Genomic DNA, 19,190 nt, shown 5'->3' on the forward strand with positions numbered 1-19,190 from the left:
ATTGCTTTGACAAAAGTATTTATTCGGCTTACCATCAGGGATAGAAAGGAGAGGAATGCCATGAATTGGCTCGGATCCTTACAACAGCTCGGTCGTGCTGTCATGCTCCCGACGATGGTGCTACCAGCCGCTGCAATATTGCTAAGTCTCGGCAGCCTTCCTTGGTCGACATGGGGATTCCCCATGGTGTCTGATATGGCAAATGCGGCAGGACACGGGATTTTTTATTTTTTGCCATATTTGTTTGCGGTTGGTGTTGCCCTGGGTATGTCGAATCAGGCAGGTCAGGCGGGACTGGCAGCATTGGCTGGTATGGCTATATACGATCAGGTCACATTGAGATTTGGAAACGGACTCATTCAACCAGCGACGCTCATTGGTATCATTTTGGGGGTCATTTCAGGGGTGGCCTATAATCGTTTCAAAAGCATCAAATTGCCCGAGGTGCTTCAGTTTTTTGGGGGTACCCGATTTGTTCTGCTGCTTATTGGCCTCTTCTCGGCTGTGTTTGCAGGACTCATGCTAATTATTGCCCCACTCATACAGAGAGGGCTGCAATTTATAGTAGGTTTGGAATCGAGCTTGGGCGGCTTTGGACTGTTTATCTACGGTATTCTCTACCGACTACTGGCGGCCTTTGGTCTTCACCATCTGCTTAATAATATTTTTTGGTTTCAACTGGGTACATATAAAACACCGTCTGGTAACGTTGTGCAGGGAGATTTACCCCGGTTTTTTGCTGGCGATCCGACAGCGGGCTATTTCATGTCCGGGCTGTTCCCCATTATGATGTTTGCGATCCCTGCCATTGCGCTGGCGATCATTCAGGAAGCGCGTGAAGATTTGAAGCCAAAGGTGCAAAAAACATTTTTGACAGCTGCGCTTGTTTGCTTTTTTACTGGAGTGTCGGAACAGATTGAGTTTGCCTTTTTGTTTGCTGCTCCTTATTTGTTCCTCGTTCATGCAGTTATGTCTGGGCTGGCCATGTGGCTTACCTTTGAGCTGGATATTCATCACGGATTTTCCTATTCGGCGGGTTTTATAGATTATGTCCTTAATTTTCATCTCTCACATAACGCCTGGTTGTTAATTCCAGTGGGAGTCGCGTACGGGCTTGTGTATTATGTACTGTTTCGATGGGCTATCCGGCGGTTCCGTATTCCAACTCCTGGACGCGAGGAAGGTTCGGTTCTGGAGGATTGGGCCGGCAATATTCCTTATAGTGCTCCGCTTATTTTGGAAGCACTTGGCGGGAAGGAAAATATTGTGCAAGTAGAGGCCTGCATCACACGTTTGCGGCTGACCGTCCACAATGACAGGCTGATTGATACCGGAGCGATGAAGGCTTTGGGATCGGCTGGGCTTATCAATCTGGGTGGGGGTAATTTGCAGGTTGTATTCGGAACGTATTCAGAACTGATTCGTGAGGAAATCGCGAAGCTGATGGAGCGTGATCTCCCTCAAATTTTGTTCAACGCTCCTGTACATGGAAAAATGCTACCGATTCATGAAGTGCCTGACAAAATTTTTGCGACGAAGCTGGTTGGGGACGGTGTTGCTTTTGTTCCTGAACGCGGTGAACTTGTTTCTCCGGTGTATGGTACTGTGATGCATTTGTATCCGACCATGCACGCTTTAGGCATCTCCACACGAGAAGGACTTGAAGTTCTACTTCACATCGGGATTGATACTTCACAGCTAAAAGGGAATTTTACTGCTATGGTAGAAGCAGGCGATACGGTGGAACCGGGGCAATTGCTGATCAAATTTGATTTGCAGGCGCTACGAGAGCAAGCTCCATCGCTGGTGACTCCTATGGTCATCACGAATCCGGATCGCGTCAAGTCGTGGAGCTTTGCTCCGTTTAAAACAGTGAAAAAAGGTCAGGCCTCGGTAATGTCCGTTGTGCTGCATGACAGGAATGTTGGAGGGGTAGAAACATGATAGAAGGCATCGGCGCCGCAGCAGGTGTGGCAATCGGGAAGGCATTTGTCCTGCCGAGCTGGGAGTGGGATTTACCTGATCAAAAAATGGATGCGGTAGATCTTGCAAAGGAATTTGAACGTTTGTATGAAGGGATACGCACATCCAAAAGTGAAATCCAGTTTATTAAGGATGAGTTTCGAGAGATGGTGGGGCCAGAAGAATCCAGCATCTTTGATGCTCATCTTGCGATATTGGAAGATCCGGAATTCATGAATGAAATTCGTGGAATTATTGAGCGTCAGTACAAGGCGGCCGAGGTGGCCGTGAAGGAAGCCATTGATCATTTTGTGACAATGTTTGATTTACTGGACGATGAATATATGAAGGAGCGGGCAATCGATATCAAAGATGTGGGGAACCGGCTGCTCAAGCATTTGCTGGGTGCACCGGAGGTGACTCTTCCCAAGGACACACAGCCCTATATTCTGGTAGCCAAGGAGCTCTCACCCTCCCAGTCGGCACACTTGAATCCTAGCTATGTTTTAGGGATTGTAACTATGAATGGTGGTAAAACTTCGCATTCTGCGATCATGGCCCGTGCACTTGGGATTCCACTCGTTTCAGGACTGGAGAGCAATCTGAATTTGCCCGTTCAAACGGGAGACATAATGGTTGTGGACGGAGACCTGGGCAAAGTTTATGTGAATCCGGAAAAAACGGTAACTGATCATTATAAAATTTTGCGCGACGAGCAGCGACGTAGAAAAGAGCAGCTTCAGGTACTTGCTTCTGTAGATGCCGTGACTAAGGATGGAACCACCCTGAGGCTGGCGGCCAATATTAGTTCGATTAAAGAGCTGGAGGCAGCTTTGAAGCATGGCGCTCAAGGTGTAGGACTGTTCCGCACGGAATTTTTATACATGGATCGCAAATCTGCTCCAGATGAAGAGGAACAGTATGAAGTATATCGGCTGATAGCAGAAAAGGCAGGAAACCACTCTGTGGTCATCCGTACCTTGGATATCGGTGGAGATAAGCCGTTGGACTATCTTCAACTACCAGAGGAAGAAAATCCTTTTCTGGGTTACCGTGCTATACGGATCAGTCTGGATTGGAAAGAATTGTTTAAAACCCAGTTGACTGCAATTTTGCGAGCCAGTGCAATGGGAAATATCAAGGTAATGTATCCGATGATCTCATCTGTAGAGGAGGTCCGCCAGGCAGATGCTCTTTTGAAGGAGGCTATGGCGGATTTGGATGCAAGAGGGCTTGCCTATAATCCGAACATTCAGCGAGGAATTATGATTGAGGTACCGGCTGCAGCGATGATCGCTGATTTATTGGCAGCTGAAACCAATTTTTTTAGTATCGGAACGAATGATCTGGTTCAATATGTGCTGGCTGTAGACCGTATGAATGAGCAGATTGCACATATGTACCATCCATACCATCCAGCTGTACTTCGAATGCTGCGCATGACTGCACAAGCGGCACATCAAGCAGGAATTGATGTGAGTGTATGTGGTGAGATGGCTGGAGATGAACGGTCCGTTCCGCTTTGGCTGGAACTGGGGATTCATCAACTCAGCATGTCTCCCCAATCTTTATTGCGGGTCAAGCATCGTGTGCTGAATACGACTGCATCTGAGGCAACGACGGTCGCTCAGGTTTGCTTTGGCATGTCCACTGGTGCAGCGATTGAAGACAAGCTGACTGCAGCTAATGTCAGCTGCACTCCGGCCGGGCCTGGACGGCAGTAATATGTAATGTCCGCAAAGCTTCGCAATTAGCATACACTTTTGGGGGGAGCCAAAAACTCCATACTGTTAGACTTGTCGTGACAAACCTTAATGGCGTAGCATGGTTTGGACGAAAAAGAACCTTCAAAACCACCTCATTCATGGTTTTGAAGGTTCTTTTTTCATCTTGTTGACAGTCTGTTGTGATTACGGTTTAGGTGTTATCTGCTAACAAATCGCAGAACGCTTTTCCGTAAGGTGGAAGATCGGGCGGCCGACGAGCAGAAACAATATGCCCATCCGTCACAACAGCTTCATCCTTCCAGGTAGCTCCTGCATTTTCCATATCATCACGAATACCTGGTGTGGAAGTTACCGTAACACCATCCAAAATTTTAGCAGAAATCAGTACCCAGCCTGCATGACAGATTTGTCCAATCGGCTTATGAGCAGCATGAAACTCCTGTACGAGTTGAATTACTTTGGGATAGCGGCGCAGTTTATCAGGTGCCCAACCGCCAGGGACGAGAATCCCGTCATAATCACTGCTATTCAGTTCCTCAAAGGCATATTCCGCTTCAGCAGGTACGCCATATTTTCCAATATATTTTTTACCCTTTTCCGCACCGGCTAAATGCACTTCTGCACCTTCTTCACGAACACGGTAAATTGGATACCACAGCTCCAGATCCTCGAATTCCTCATCCACTAGGGCGATAACCTTTTTTCCGGCAAGTCTTGACATCCAACCATCCTTTCGTGCGTCACATGATGACACCTCTGTTTTGTAATCTGTACTTTTACATCTTAAGAAAAAGAACGCCCGAAGTCCATTCCTTCGCAGATTCTTATGTTAGTAGTCTGCTCTTTGACGGCAATTGTCGTCATTTTCTGACCCGCCAAAGCTTTGGTAATTTGTTCATAGCTGCAACGTGTGGAAGGATTTGAAGTCCCAAAGTCGAAATAAAACAAGGTATGATAGATTTAATGGAGTTAACAAATATTTATTAGACTAGTAGATAGATATATTTGGATTCTGATGAGATCCTCGTATAGTTTGATCCTACGTAATGAGGTGGTTAAATGCATAAGCAATGTCAATGTGGCAAACCGATGGGACTGGAACTGCGAAAGGTAATCTATGCGGACAAGGTTGAAATTTTGCACGTCCCTGTATTCTCATGCTCGTCATGCTTTTCCAGTGAGGTTTTGCAGCATGTGACGAAGGACATTAAGGCACTATTACAAAGTCTAGGGAGCAAACCTACGGCGCGGAGAATTTCTTTTGCTCGCAACAATGAACTGGCAGAAATCATTCGCAAGCTTGTACTGGAGGAAGCGGACAATCCCAATGTAGATTGGCAATCTGCTTTGGAGGAGCGGATGGAGCTTCGAATTAATCTCTTACTGGATCTTTATCGCTATGCGAGAAGTCTGGGAGACGAAGATTGGATGAATGATGTAGAGAAAAAATTGGTCCAATTATCCGGTTTTACCAGTGAATCGGTATTTACAAATACAAAAAACTAAAAAATATGAAAATTTTCATGGTCACCATTGGATTTTACATGTTCTTTTTGTTACGATGGGAATAGGCCATACGACAAGACACAGAAAGGAATGTATATCCAATGGCGACGATGACAAAAATGACTACTGTTCAACAATTAGATACGGCTCTGGAAGCGTCATCAGACAAGCCGTTGCTTCTCTTTAAACATAGCACACGTTGTCCGATAAGTGCAGGCGCATATCAGGAAGTGGAGTCCTATTTGCATGACGCTCCCAACGAAAATATTGAATACGGTATCATTTATGTAGTAGAAGATCGGCCGGTGTCCAATGAAACCGCGGACAGGCTTCAGGTGAAGCATGAATCCCCGCAGGCCATTTTAATCAAGGGCGGAGAAGCTGTTTGGCATACATCCCATTCGAATATTACAGCCCGTGCACTCCACGATCATCTCACATAGATAGAATGTGTGCTGTCGTTGCATAAAGTAGTATTTTGTCGTATCATGGTTCTAATTAGTTGATCTAGGATTCGGTTGAAAATTTATTGGCAATGGAGAGAAGGAATGTGACGGTAACGATCTATGATGTAGCTCGCGAAGCTGGTGTCTCAATGGCCACAGTGTCCCGCGTAGTTAACAATAATCCTAATGTGAAACCTCAGACCCGCAAGAAAGTGTACGAAGCGATTGAACAATTGGGATATCGCCCAAATGCGGTCGCTAGAGGTCTGGCCAGCAAGAAGACAACGACCGTCGGCGTGGTTATACCGGATATATCGAACTCAATTTTTGCAGAAATTGCACGCGGTATTGAGGATATAGCGAATATGTATCACTATAATATTATTTTGTGTAATGCCGACAAGCGAAAAGAAAAAGAGATTCGTGTCATCAACACATTGCTTGAAAAGCAAGTGGATGGTCTTCTGTTCATGGGTGGTACAGTAACGGACGAGCATATTCAGGCGTTCCATACAGCTGCGGTCCCTATCGTTCTATGTGCAACGAGTGATGAAAAAGGAAGCTATCCTTCGGTCGATATTGACCATGAAGCGGCTGCTTTTGATGCAGTAAACACGTTGATCCGCCATGGACACCGTCAAATCGCAATGATCAGTGGTACGCTTCAAGACCCTGCAAACGGCTATGCACGTTTCCAAGGTTACAAGAGAGCATTGGAAGCAGCCGGAATTGATTATCAGGAGGATCTGGTGCGAATCGGGAACTACCGTTATGAATCTGGTGTTGAAGCCATGAAATATTTTCTCGGCCTGAAGAAGAAGCCAAGTGCGATTTTTGCTGCAACGGATGAAATGGCAATTGGTGCGATCCATAGTATTCAAGATGAGGGATTGAAAGTTCCTGATGATTTTTCGGTAATCAGTGTTGATAATATTCGTATGGCCTCTATGGTTCGTCCTCAGCTGACAACCGTCGCGCAACCGATGTACGATTTGGGTGCGGTAGCGATGCGTTTGCTGACCAAGCTGATGAAAAAGGAAAACGTGGAGAACCCTCGCGTTATTTTGCCGCATGAAACTATTTTGCGGTTGTCAGTTAATTATTTAGACTAGACGCAGTGCTGAATAGGATATACCTTCGATGAAAGCTCCTTTGATGGAGCTTTTTTCGTGGATATAAAGCTTCTTCTGGACATCATCATCAAACTAAGAATAGAGGGATGCGTAATGAGCCGACTTTATGGATTAATGGGTGCTATGGATGAAGAGATTGAATTGCTGCTGGCAGCGATGACGGAAGCGAGTAAGACGGTCAAGGCTGGAATCACTTACACTACAGGAATCATTCACGGGCAAAGAGTCGTCGTCTGTAAATCCGGTGTAGGCAAGGTTAATGCGGCGGTAACAACACAAATCCTGATTGATCATTTTGGTGTAGAACAGATTATATTCACGGGAGTGGCAGGGGCGGTTCATCCTGATTTAAACATTGGGGATATTGTCATCTCATCAACATGTATGCAGCATGATATGGATGTAACGCCTTTGGGTTATGCCAGAGGGGTCATTCCTTATCAGGACACCTCAGAGTTTGTGGCTGATCCCGAGCTTGTAAGTCTAGCTGAGCAAGCCTGCAAATCGTTTGGCGATCGGTATATTGTCGGCAAGGTACTTTCTGGCGATCAATTTGTTGCACATCGTGAGTTAGTGACTGCATTGCATCAGGAAATGGACGGCGCTTGTACCGAAATGGAGGGTGCGGCTGTGGCTCAGACAGCTCATATGAACGCTGTGCCTTATGTTGTACTACGATCTATGTCAGATAAGGCTGATGGATCGGCCCACGTTAATTATGCTGAATTTACGGTAGAAGCTTCACATCGTTCGCATCGTATTGTGGAGTTCATGCTCAAGCATTTGGGCTAATGGTATAATTTTTTTAATACATGAATCTTCGGACAAATCGGATATGGTCAAACTGCTCTTGTGATGCGAGGGGCACATCCTTTCCCATTCGTACCATCAGACAGTTAGCAGGATGTGAGCATATTTCAGGATCATCCGTGGCGTACCAGACCATATCTACAGTTTTCATTAGACGCTCCATCATGCGGCGGTATTCCCATACGGAGAGACCGCTGCCTTTTAAATCCCAATGCCAATAGTATTCGGTCGTAAAAATAATATAGGATTCAAGCTGTCCATCCTCAAAGGCAATCCGAATCATTCGGCTACCCAGGCCCAGACCACGATAGTCATTGGCTACCTCAACAGCTCCGAGTTCCAGTAAATCCTTCATGCCAGCTTCCGACCAGCGCTCCATCTCATCTGGGTAATGAAAAGTAACATATCCCATAAGGGTTTCCCCGTTGTGGGCAATGATAATTCTGCCTTCTGGCAGTTCCGAAATATCCACCAACGCGTCGAATTGCTCCCTTGGTTTGCGAAAGGCATCTAATTGCTTGTGCATTTGAAATGAACGCAGTTGATCCGCAGATACGGGGCCTTCTACATAGATTGTTTGTCCGTTATGATCCAGCGTATCCGAGTGGTACAGTTTTAAATGCTGCATACGTACGCCCTCCTTGTTCGCCATGAGCTCGTTCCTCATATCCCATACTTATAGCAAAAAAACAATTAAATGAAAAGGATGGTCGTCACATCGTGACCTATGATATACTGTTTTAGACATAAAATGTTCACAATTTAAATCAACCAGTAAACCAAAGGAATCTATCTGCTTTATTGATTTTTGTAAGCGTTATCTTGTCCTGCGTGTTTCTCATTAATCCATTGTGAGGAGGCTGAACGCATGAAGATTGAAGAACTCCAGACTGTAGTTCCCACATCCAACATGGGCCCGTATGAACAAGCTTACAACAACTTTCAGTGGGAGGATGCAGAGCGTCATTTTACGTGGTATGAAACAGGCAAGGTAAATATGGCACATGAAGCCATTGATCGACATGTACAGGAAGGACGGGGTGAGAAAGCGGCACTATTGTATTGTGACGCAAACCGTCATGAAACCTACACCTTCTCTCAGCTTCGTGCTAGCTCTAACAGGTTCGGAAATGTGCTGCGCAAATACGGTATTGGTAAAGGGGAGCGGGTGTTTATTTTCATGCCACGTTCACCTGAGCTGGTTATTAGTTTACTTGGTGTTCTAAAGGTAGGGGCTGTTGTCGGTCCATTGTTTGAGGCGTTTATGGAAACTGCGGTTAAGGATCGATTGGAGGATAGTGGGGCAGTTGCATTAGTGACCACACCTGCGCTTCTGTCACGGGTAAAACGTGAGGAGCTTCCTGAGCTACGGCATATTTTTGTGGTTGGTGATATGGATGAACGCGAGCAGGGAATTATCGATTTTGAGACAGAAATGCTTACGTCCTCAGAGGAACTTGAGCCTGAATGGTTGGATCGTGAAGATGGATTAATTATTCACTATACATCAGGCTCAACAGGCAAGCCCAAAGGCGTGTATCATGTGCAAAATGCAATGATTCAGCATTACTATACTGGCAAAATGGTGCTGGATTTGCGGGAAGATGATGTGTATTGGTGTACTGCTGATCCTGGCTGGGTCACGGGAACGTCATACGGTATTTTTGCTCCATGGCTAAATGGAGCGACGAATGTCATTCGTGGGGGGCGTTTCAGCCCGGAAGACTGGTACCGTACGATTGAGCGTCACGAAGTGACCATATGGTATAGTGCTCCTACAGCGTTTCGGATGCTGATGAGCGCAGGGGAGCAGGTTGTTTCCAAATATGATCTCAGCAGTCTGCGGCATGTATTATCCGTTGGGGAACCGCTGAATCCCGAAGTGGTGCGATGGGGATGGCAAGTATATACACAGCGCATTCATGATACTTGGTGGATGACGGAAACAGGCGCACAGTTGATCTGTAATTACCCTGAGCTGCCGATTAAGCCGGGTTCGATGGGAAAGCCACTCCCAGGTATTCAAGCTGCTATTTTGGACGACAGAGGGCAGGTGTTGCCTCCTAACCGGATGGGTCACTTGGCGATCCGTACACCATGGCCATCCATGATGAATCGTATATGGAACAATCCGAACAAGTTTCAGGAATATTTCCGCTTTCCCGGTTGGTATGTATCGGGTGATTCGGCTTACATGGATGAGGACGGATATTTCTGGTTTCAGGGTAGGATTGATGATGTCATTAACTCCTCTGGAGAGCGAATCGGCCCTTTTGAGGTGGAAAGCAAGCTTCTGGAGCATCCTGCTGTAGCGGAAGCCGGAGTCATTGGAAAACCAGATACCGTGCGGGGAGAGATTATCAAAGCTTTTGTTGCACTGCGTGAAGGCTATGCACCGTCTGAAGCTTTACAGCAGGACATCTATCGCTTCGTTAAGGAAGGGCTGTCTGCCCATGCTGCTCCACGCGAAATTGAATTTAAGGAAAGGTTACCCAAAACCCGCTCTGGTAAAATTATGAGACGCGTGTTGAAAGCCTGGGAGCTTAACCTTCCTACAGGTGACTTATCTACCATAGAGGATTGAAGTACAGTGTATATTAGAATTAAAAAAAGGAGTCTCCAAAGCCTTAATGGCTAAGGGGACTCCTATCACTTTCTACTCTTGTCTTCAGTTATGGACGGACGGCTCCAGAAGGAGCCGATTCCCCCATGGCATTCATGGAAGTGACACGAAACCAGCCTTTTGGCTTTTTCTTCGACTTATATTCAAAGCTGGTAGATGCGGTAGAGCCTATATTTGTAAAAGGCTCCGCACCGCTTTCGCTGTAATACACGTTATAGCCTGTAATAGCGTCCGCCGACTTACCTGCGCTCCATTGGAGCGCTACGGATGAGCCTGCGGCTTTAGCTTGAGGCTGTCCAGGGGCAGTAGGGACCTCTGTAGGCTGCTCACCTGTTCCATCTCCCTCGCCCGGAACGTCTGGAGACTCAGAATCTGCAGGTGGCACTACAGGTGTTGCGCTTGCTTTCGTGCTTGGACCGGACTCATGGCCGCCCACATCAACGGCGGTCACGTAGTAGCTAGAGCTGCTGCCCCCAGGGCTGTCAGAGAACACCTTGGAGCTGTCAGCCATAACGACCTTGCCAAGCCGTTGGAAGCTCCCCCCATCTGTAGAACGATACAGACGGTATCCTACGACGTCGCTGTTTCCGCTTGGGCTAAAGCTGATTATGGCTTTACCATCACTATAGCTTACGTTGACGCTAGATGGAGCGTTAGGAGCTGCTCCATCGTCCTTGCGTGGATCAATCTGAGTAGGAGCTTCCTTATCTGCATCCTGAGGCAGATAGTAGGACAACGAATTATGTCGTCTCATCACCTTAAAGGCTTGCTGAAGCTCTTTAATCAATTCTGAGATTGACTTTTCCCGTTTCCTAACGGTCCGTTCATATAACATATCATCCGGTGTACCATCGCGTGGAATATAATTCACACCTTGGTAGGTAATATATTTCGCACGACTCACACCATTTTCACTGTTTTTAGGTGGATACTTACTGTTATAAATGTCCGAACCATACGCGGATGCTGTACGGCTTACAATGCCGTCAGGTCTCTTGAAGCTGTCCGTTTGGAACAGCTGAGCATCTTTAGTTGTTACTTCATTCATGATTAGAGCCCATAAGCGGCGAGCCCGCTCTTTTTGGACTTTCGTTTCAAGCTTATTGACAGGTTGCTTGTAACCAACCCATACACCCAGTGTGACGTCAGGCGTAAAGCCCTCGAACCAAACATCAGTGTAGGATTGCGTAGTGCCTGTCTTGCCGGCAATCGGAATCTTACCGGATTGATCAAAGTTCCGCTTCACCAGTCTGCCTGTGCCCTCAGACACGGCTGTACGCAACATATCTGTCATCAGGTAGGCGGTTTGCGGTGAGAAGGCCTGCACAGGATTAGGCTGATGCTTGTATATAATATTGCCTTGCGAATCCACAATCTTTTCGATCATATAGGCGTCATTAAACACACCGCCATTTGGAATGGCTCCATATGCATTCGTAAGCTCCTCGACGGTCACCCCATGGGCCAAGCCGCCAAGTACACCCGTTTGGGCGTTGTTATCACTGGGTTGCAAGGTGGTGATGCCCAGCTTCTTGGCAAAAGCCCAGGCTTTGCTGATCCCTACTTTTTCGTTAAACAGCTTGAGTGCTACCGTATTGAGCGATTGATTCAGTGCATAACGCGCCGTGACCAATCCTTGATAGCGGTTGTTAGAATTTTTCGGAATGTGATACCCATTACTGCCATCTTTCAAAATAATAGGGGCATCATCCACGATACTACCAGGCTGCACAAGACCGCTGTCCAATGCAGGGAGATAGGCAGCAATCGGTTTCATTGCCGAACCCGGCTGACGAACCATCTGGGTGGCATAATTCATCTGCTCCTTTTGGAAGTCCCGACCTTCCATCATTCCAAGAATGGCGCCTGTTTTATGCTGAATCAGAATAGCCGCTGCTTGTTCGTCACCCTTGGTTTTACTAGTGGCAGAGAAGTTATTCTTATTTTCTGCAATTTGACGCATAGATTTGTATACGCTCTTATCAATGGTGGTGTACACCATATAACCGCCTGTGCGAAGCTGCTGTTCAGCTTCTTTGAGCAAATCATTATCGTCCTTGGTTTTGGCATCTGCACTGGCATTAGCTGCTTGACCCGGATTGGTGACAGACATGAGTGCCTGCGCAGCTTGTCGTTCTGTTTCTATCATAAGATATGGATAGGTGTTATAAGCCTTAACAGTACGTGGTGCGAGAGATTTTTTGATATCAAAAGCCATCGCTTCATCATACTGTGCTTTATTGATTTTGTTCTCCTCCAGCATTCGACTGAGCACCAGGTGCTGGCGGTTGATGGCTCTTTTAAAGCCAGCTTCATTAAACTCACCCTTACCGTTGTAAGCAGAATAGGAAGAAGGAAGCTGTGGCAAACCTGCCAGATAGGCAGCCTGGGCTATATTAAGCTCGTTCAGATCATTCTCATTAAAAATACCTTTGGCCGCTGCTTTAATGCCAAAGACGTTGTAACCGCTTGAACCGTTACCAAAAGGTACTTTATTAAGATAGGCCGTAATAATTTGTTGCTTGCTTAGGAAGCGCTCAAGGCGCAGAGACAGCAAAATTTCTTTGACCTTGCGATCATCTGTGCGATCGAGATTTAGAAAGACACGACGCGCAAGCTGCTGGGTGAGGGTACTACCCCCGGTTTGTACGGATTCATGCAGCGCCTTTTGCTTCACAGCACGCAGTGTTCCCGATAGATCGACACCTTTATGCTCGTAAAAATGATTATCTTCAATGGCAATGACTGCGTCAATGACGAGTTGTGGAATCTCCTTAAACGTGACAGGTCTTCGATCTTCTTCTGTCCGGAGTTGTCCGATGGGAGAGCCATCATTGAAATAAGCGAAGCCTGTAATTGCATTCTTATCTACTTCCTGTAGGATCATGGATCTGGAACGCACGGGTTCGCTTTTTACAATAGAAGCAACATAGCCGGCGGCCGCTCCTCCTGCAAATAGTGCCCCCATAAAACCGATGATGACGACCCACTTTATGACACGGCCGAGCCTTCGCATGGTTGTCCGCAAGCGGGAAGGCTTTGGCTCTGATACATTGTTTTTTTCTTCAACCATTAAGTCTTCCTCCTTTATAACAGCCATTATTATAGCATAAAATTACAAAATGAACCCATATGCTAAAAAGCCTGTCTTTTGGTGTCGTTGACTACATAAAAGCAGTGTGTTATAAATAGGTCAAAGTAAATATCGTGAAAAGCAGAGAAAGACTTCAGTAGAAGGCGGATTCACGTTGTACAGAGAGCCGATGGGTGGTGTGAATCGGTAGCGTCCCTCCTTTGAATTACCGTCTGGAGCTGTCTGGATGAATGGAAAGCTTTTGCAGGTTTGCGAAGCACCATAGTAATCCAGTACCGGGTGTAGGCCCGTTATAGGAATGAAGTGAAAGAAATGTCTGTCTTTGACATGCGTTTCTTTAATTAGGGTGGTAACGCGAGCAGCTCCTTCTCGTCCCTTGGGATGAAAGGGGCTTTTTGGTTTGTCTAATATGTAATATTTTGGATGAAAAATAGGGGGTATACAGGATGAAGTGGGAAGAATTGAAGCCGGAGCAACAGGTAGAGGTAGAACGACAGCTAGAGGTGATACAGCGGGGTGTAGCGGAAATTGTACCGGAGGATGAGCTGAAGCGTAAGGTGATCAAATCGGTCGTTAGCGGCGAGCCGCTCAAAATTAAGCTGGGCCTTGATCCATCTGCTCCCGACATTCACATCGGACATACGGTTGTTATGCACAAACTGCGCCAGTTCCAGGAATTAGGCCATCAAGTACAACTGATTATCGGAGATTTTACAGGCAGAATTGGTGATCCGACAGGTAAATCGGAGACTCGTAAGCAACTGACTGAGGAAGATGTACAGCGCAATGCCCAAACATACAAGGAACAAATTTTTAAAATTCTCGATCCTGAAAAAACAAAGGTATTTTACAATTCCGAATGGTTAGGGCCAATGTCTTTTGCTGATGTAGTAACCCTGTCGGCCAAAGTAACGGTTGCCCGTATGTTGGAACGGGATGATTTTACAAAAAGGTACCAAAACGGATTGCCGATCAGCATCCATGAGTTCTTTTACCCGCTGATGCAGGGCATGGATTCCGTGGCTCTCCAAAGCGATATTGAATTAGGGGGAACGGATCAGAAGTTTAATCTTCTGATGGGTAGAACCCTGCAAAAAGAATACGGAGTTGAGCCACAGGCTACTATTACTTTACCATTGCTTGAAGGGCTGGATGGAGTTCAGAAGATGAGTAAAAGCTTGGGGAACTACATTGGTGTTGATGAGGAGCCGAACGAAATATACGGAAAATCCATGTCCGTTCCTGATGAGCTGATGCTGAAATATTTTGAGCTTGCAACGGATATCAACAACGAGGAGTTGGCAGAGCTGGCGAAAGGTGTTAAGGACGGCTCAGTGCATCCACGTGATGCCAAAATGAAGCTGGCTGGAACGTTAGTGCGCATGTACCATGGTGAAGAAGCAGAGGAAGCAGCGAAGCAGCATTTTGTGACCGTATTCCAGCAGCGCGCGCTGCCTGACGATATTGAAGAGTTCACCTTGACGGCTGATCAGTTAGAAGAAGGTGGCATTCGTGTGATCCAGTTGCTGACTCATCTGGGCTTTGCAGCATCTAACGGTGAAGCCAAGCGCAGTATTCAGCAGGGTTCGGTCAAAATTAACGAAGAGAAATGGACCGATGTGAACGAAGCATACACGCCGAAGGAAGGCGACATTGTGCAGGTAGGTAAACGGAAATTTGCTAAAATCAAGCTTGGATAATGAAAATATATTCAAAAGCAGCGCTGAGATTGTCTCGATCTCAGCGTTGCTTTTTTATTTCTGCCAAGTGAAAAGTCATGGTAAACTTAGCACAAATAATCAAACATGTAGGTGAAGAGTTATACATAATGAAAACGTGGGTTGCACAATTTGGGTGTAGGATCGATAATCAGAATAATTACGAGTGTGGGGAAGGATTATATGGACTATTTTAAACGAATTCAGTGTGCGATTGAGTTTATTGAATTGAATCTCCGGGAGGATCTAAAAATTGCCGATATTGCTTCACAGGCATGCTTTTCAGCTTTTCATTTCCAGCGGGTTTTTCAGGCCATTTCGGGTTTTACGGTTCAACAGTATATAAGAAGGAGAAGATTGTCCGAGGCGGCTGAACAGCTAAAACAATCCAATCAAAAAGTGTTGGACATTGCTATTGAGTTTCAGTACAACTCGCAAGAAGCCTTTACCCGCGCTTTTGAAAAGAATTTTGGGATCACCCCTGGGAAATATCGTAACAGTGATATTGAGCTTCCTGGACAAAGCAAAATTAATTTTCTGGATTATCAAAAAAATACGAAGGGGGATTTGGATGTGAACAAGCCAGTGATATTGCAGCTCGAAACGACCAAAATTATAGGGTATGAATATAAAACAAATCTGAATAATGAGCAGCACTATAAAGAAATTCCAGGATTTTATGGGCACTTTGGAGCCAATGAATATTTTATGTGTATCCCGAACAAGATCGCACCGGGAATGTCATATGGGGTTGCCTGTCGATTTGAAGACAATGGTGCATTTTCATTTGTGGTGGGCGAGGCAGTTGAAAAAGAGTCAAATGAACTGGCAGAGGGTTTCATATATATGGAGATTCCAGCAGGGAAGTATGCTGAGTTTGACGCTTCGGGTTCAGATGGACGGGTTCAGAATATACGAGACTTTATCTATGGCACATGGCTTCCTAATTCTAATTTTGAACGGAGGGAGGGACCAGATTTTGAAATTACGGACGTGATGAATTCCTCCTATCCAGATCATTTGAGCATGAAAGTATACATCCCCATTGAATAAAACTCTCAGGCTCGATCATAAGGAATATAAAAAAAGCACCCGAATAAATTCGGGTGCTTTTTGGTGCTAATGCAGGGATTAGCGGTTGTAGAATTCGACGATTTGTTTTTCATCGATATCTTGGGACAATTCGCCACGCTCAGGCAAACGAATGAATTTACCTTCCAGAGCTGCGTCATTGTACTCCAGGTAAGCTACCAAGTGGTTGCGGTTTTCCAAAGCTTCTTTGATGGAAGACAGGGAACGACTTCTTTCACGAAGACCGATCACGTCGCCAGGGCTTACTTGGTAAGAAGCGATGTCAACTTTTTTACCGTTCACAGTAACGTGACCGTGAGCTACCAATTGACGTGCGCCTGCACGGGAATTAGCAAAGCCAAGACGGAATACAAGGTTGTCCAGGCGGCTTTCCAGCAAGAACATAAAGTTTTCACCAGCGATACCGTGCATGTGTTGAGCTTTGTTGAACAGGGTACGGAATTGTTTTTCACCCAAGCCGTACATGTGACGCAACTTTTGTTTCTCTTGAAGCTGCATACCGTAGTTGCTGATTTTTCTCCGTTGGTTTGCACCATGTTGTCCCGGAGGGAAAGGGCGTTTCAATTCTTTACCTGTGCCGCTCAGGGAAATACCGAGACGACGGCTCAATTTAAATTTAGGACCAGTGTAACGTGCCATTATAGAGTTAACTCCTTCATAATTAAAATTTGAGTTGGGGCTCTCTTTGCGCTCCAATTTGTTCGGCGCTACCTATTAAGGTGAGACGCACTACTGACAGAAAAGTTCAGCCGCTGTCCTGTCAGCAACAAAAAAGATGAGGGTGACACAAACTGTTACGCCCAAAATTTAAGATCCGCACAGTAGATAGTTCTGCCGTACAGTCTTTTTCAATAATATATACTACATGTAAGAGTAGGACAATGTCAAGAAGAGAAAAAGAATGAAAACGTCAAATTTTGTCGATAGGGCTTTAGAACTAAAAAAGTGGGACGAATTTCTGGAAAATGGATGCAAATTTCTAGAGTTGGGAGTAAAATAGATCATATTATGAGCTATAGTGGTGTATAGCCGCTGTCTTGGTACAGCTAATTTTGCTGTGAAGGAGCGCCTTAATATGTCGGAATTTTCAACAACGGATCAGCAAATGCTTGACAGTAAAACGGTCCAGGCTAGCGGTGCTCCGCTGTTTGATGATAAAGGATATACTTCTTTTGCCTGGCTCCAGAACATGGATATGACACCCTATGATTTCCCCTATATTAACCAGCTGCTTGTTCAAGGATATCGGAGTTGGTTACAACAGGGCAATGGTATATCCTGGATTAACGAAGAATATACTGCTGTTTTTAATTTTATAGGTGTTCGTGTTGCTGGTAAAAAAGAAGATGATGACGAGGATTTGGATTTGGTCGAACGTTGTTGCATATCTAGAGAGATGGAAGTGAGCCAGCGCAAACTTCGTGATGGAAGCCTTTCGTTTGTGTATATGGTTCCCATACTATGCCGTAATTACAAGAGCGAGCCCTTTGCCGCTCTTCGTTTTACACGGCCTGCTCAACATTCTGTCCCAAATCTGGACACATTGTTATCAGCTGCTTTACATTTTAAATCCTGCTTTTACACGAAGTTTGAGTACATATTTATGGAAGATGTCCTTGGGATGCGGAATCGAAGCGATCGTGAAGGTAGACGCCGTTCTATTTTATTTCAGATTGTAAAACGGATGCATGACAAAATTGACGTAGAAGGCGTGCTGGATGAGGTATTCGGGAGCATCGCCTATTTGTTTCCCCATGTAGATATCACCTTGTATATGAGTCAGGATCGACATAGTCGCAATCCGCAGGTCAAACCTTTACTGCTGCATGAACGGGACGAAGATGTATGCGTCCGTGCATTTATGAAAGGGCAAATGGCTGTGAATGAGCCTGTCGGTACACAAGATGAAATAACTGAAATCGGCATCCCATTACGTGGTAAGCAGGGCGTATACGGTGTTTTCCATATGATTCTTCCATCGGGCGCGGATAGTATGAAAAAAGTGGATGTAGAGCTGATTGCCATGATGGCGGATACGGCTGGCACCGCATTTGAAAATGCAAAGCTGCTTGAGCAATCGAATGTACTTATCCATGAATTGCGTCTCATTAATGAACTGGTTCAGCGCTTGAATCAGAGCCTGAAGTTAAATGAAATATTTGAATTTGCCGTGCAGGAGTTATTAAAAATGTTCATGGCGGACTTTTGTTGTATTGTACAGCTTGACCAGGATGGAAACTGTTTTAAGGTCATGTCGAGTAATGTGGAAAGCTTAAGACTGGAAAGTTACCCTCTTGAAGATGGATTTGCTGGACTAATACGCTTAACAGGGGAACCAGTGATTGTGTCGGACTATAGAAAGGATGGGAAGATATCCTCTCATTTTATGGATGCGACGCACTCCCAGTCTTTGATGGCTGTACCTATGAAGACCAGCGGTACTCCTAAAGGGGTTATACTATTGTCCAGCAAGCTTCCGCACTTTTTCTCTTACGATAATTACAAAATGTTGCAAATGCTAGCCCCTCATATCGGGTTGGCGGTAACCAATGCTATGCTGCACGCTGAGGTGCGGCGGTTGGCTAATATGGATATGTTAACAGGTCTGTATGTACGTCATTATGTGGACCAAATCATTCAGCAACATCAGGAAAAGGATTTCTGTGGATCTCTTATTTTGGTAGATATTGATCAATTCAAACAGGTGAATGATACGCATGGGCATCAGACGGGTGACGAAATTTTGAAAAGCGTCAGCAATATCGTTCGTTCGGCGACTCGCGATGAGGATGTATGTGCGAGATGGGGCGGCGAGGAGCTTGCCATTTATTTACCGCAGCTGGGGGTACAGCAAGCGCTCGGATATGCAGAAAAAATACGTTACCGCGTACAGCATGAAACTGAGCCTCAGGTGACTGTTTCTTGCGGGATTGCTGAATGGAACTGGCTGGACGAGCAGATCAGTATTGAATCTTTATTTTATAGGGCTGATATGGCCTTGTACGAAGCAAAAAATGAAGGACGCAATCGAATAGTTGTTGATCATGTAGCCAATGTGTAGAGAATATTCCTAGGGAAT

14 protein-coding genes and 1 other annotated feature are annotated in these 19,190 nt (G+C 45.6%); of the genes, 10 read left to right on the top strand and 4 right to left on the bottom strand.

Annotated elements, in window-relative coordinates:
• The first annotated feature begins 60 nt into the window (after positions 1–60).
• Together ACEN8J_RS06760 and ptsP are read left to right on the top strand one after the other, a co-directional pair.
• Positions 61–1,944, top strand: a complete 1,884-nt coding sequence (locus ACEN8J_RS06760) for a glucose PTS transporter subunit IIA (protein ID WP_023989337.1) — start codon at positions 61–63, stop codon at positions 1,942–1,944.
• The gene (gene ptsP, locus ACEN8J_RS06765; RefSeq protein ID WP_029517655.1) at positions 1,941–3,686 is read left to right on the top strand and encodes a phosphoenolpyruvate--protein phosphotransferase; all 1,746 of its coding nucleotides are present in this window, start codon (positions 1,941–1,943) and stop codon (positions 3,684–3,686) included. The genes ACEN8J_RS06760 and ptsP overlap by 4 nt, the downstream gene beginning before the upstream one ends.
• A gap of 193 nt (positions 3,687–3,879) precedes the next feature.
• On the opposite strand, the gene ACEN8J_RS06770 is transcribed toward ptsP, so the two are convergent.
• A complete protein-coding gene (locus tag ACEN8J_RS06770; protein ID WP_029517654.1) occupies positions 3,880–4,410 on the bottom strand; it encodes a type 1 glutamine amidotransferase domain-containing protein in 531 nt (176 codons plus the stop codon).
• Between the two features lie 338 nt (positions 4,411–4,748).
• Here ACEN8J_RS06770 and ACEN8J_RS06775 point away from each other — a divergent pair, with 338 nt between their 5' ends.
• The 4 genes from ACEN8J_RS06775 to ACEN8J_RS06790 all read left to right on the top strand — a co-directional run bounded on the left by ACEN8J_RS06775 (position 4,749) and on the right by ACEN8J_RS06790 (position 7,566).
• Positions 4,749–5,195 carry a hypothetical protein gene (locus ACEN8J_RS06775; RefSeq protein ID WP_029517653.1) on the top strand — a complete coding sequence of 149 codons (447 nt, stop codon included), beginning with the start codon at positions 4,749–4,751 and terminating at the stop codon, positions 5,193–5,195.
• 101 nt (positions 5,196–5,296) lie between these two features.
• Complete coding sequence (ytxJ, locus tag ACEN8J_RS06780; RefSeq protein WP_069010576.1) at positions 5,297–5,638, top strand: bacillithiol system redox-active protein YtxJ; 342 nt, start codon at positions 5,297–5,299, stop codon at positions 5,636–5,638.
• Positions 5,639–5,745: 107 nt separating this feature from the next.
• A complete protein-coding gene (ccpA, locus tag ACEN8J_RS06785) occupies positions 5,746–6,753 on the top strand; it encodes a catabolite control protein A (RefSeq protein ID WP_029517652.1) in 1,008 nt (335 codons plus the stop codon).
• A 114-nt stretch (positions 6,754–6,867) separates the two neighbouring features.
• Positions 6,868–7,566 (top strand): 5'-methylthioadenosine/adenosylhomocysteine nucleosidase, encoded by a 699-nt coding sequence (locus tag ACEN8J_RS06790; RefSeq protein ID WP_029517651.1) that lies wholly within the window; start codon positions 6,868–6,870, stop codon positions 7,564–7,566.
• Positions 7,567–7,579: 13 nt separating this feature from the next.
• Here the strand turns inward: ACEN8J_RS06790 and ACEN8J_RS06795 are convergent, their stop codons facing one another.
• Positions 7,580–8,212 carry a GNAT family N-acetyltransferase gene (locus ACEN8J_RS06795; protein WP_029517650.1) on the bottom strand — a complete coding sequence of 211 codons (633 nt, stop codon included), beginning with the start codon at positions 8,210–8,212 and terminating at the stop codon, positions 7,580–7,582.
• A gap of 240 nt (positions 8,213–8,452) precedes the next feature.
• Between ACEN8J_RS06795 and acsA the strand changes: the two genes are divergently transcribed.
• Positions 8,453–10,168 (top strand): acetate--CoA ligase, encoded by a 1,716-nt coding sequence (gene acsA, locus ACEN8J_RS06800; RefSeq protein WP_340885840.1) that lies wholly within the window; start codon positions 8,453–8,455, stop codon positions 10,166–10,168.
• Positions 10,169–10,256: 88 nt separating this feature from the next.
• Here acsA and ACEN8J_RS06805 read toward each other — a convergent pair whose 3' ends face one another.
• Positions 10,257–13,280, bottom strand: a complete 3,024-nt coding sequence (locus tag ACEN8J_RS06805; protein ID WP_029517648.1) for a penicillin-binding protein 1A — start codon at positions 13,278–13,280, stop codon at positions 10,257–10,259.
• Between the two features lie 135 nt (positions 13,281–13,415).
• Positions 13,416–13,681: a binding site (T-box leader), on the top strand.
• Positions 13,682–13,747: 66 nt separating this feature from the next.
• Between ACEN8J_RS06805 and tyrS the strand changes: the two genes are divergently transcribed.
• Both tyrS and ACEN8J_RS06815 read left to right on the top strand, forming a co-directional pair.
• Entirely contained in the window at positions 13,748–15,001 is a 1,254-nt protein-coding gene (tyrS, locus tag ACEN8J_RS06810; protein ID WP_013310921.1) for a tyrosine--tRNA ligase, read from the top strand.
• A 201-nt stretch (positions 15,002–15,202) separates the two neighbouring features.
• On the top strand, positions 15,203–16,072 hold the full coding sequence (locus ACEN8J_RS06815; RefSeq protein WP_029517647.1) for an AraC family transcriptional regulator: 870 nt from the start codon (positions 15,203–15,205) through the stop codon (positions 16,070–16,072).
• A 78-nt stretch (positions 16,073–16,150) separates the two neighbouring features.
• Here ACEN8J_RS06815 and rpsD read toward each other — a convergent pair whose 3' ends face one another.
• Entirely contained in the window at positions 16,151–16,750 is a 600-nt protein-coding gene (gene rpsD / locus ACEN8J_RS06820; RefSeq protein WP_013310919.1) for a 30S ribosomal protein S4, read from the bottom strand.
• A gap of 436 nt (positions 16,751–17,186) precedes the next feature.
• Here rpsD and ACEN8J_RS06825 point away from each other — a divergent pair, with 436 nt between their 5' ends.
• Positions 17,187–19,172 (top strand): sensor domain-containing diguanylate cyclase, encoded by a 1,986-nt coding sequence (locus ACEN8J_RS06825; protein ID WP_029517646.1) that lies wholly within the window; start codon positions 17,187–17,189, stop codon positions 19,170–19,172.
• The last annotated feature ends 18 nt before the right edge of the window (positions 19,173–19,190 follow it).

It is taken from the genome of Paenibacillus sp. Paensp38 (assembly GCF_059491915.1).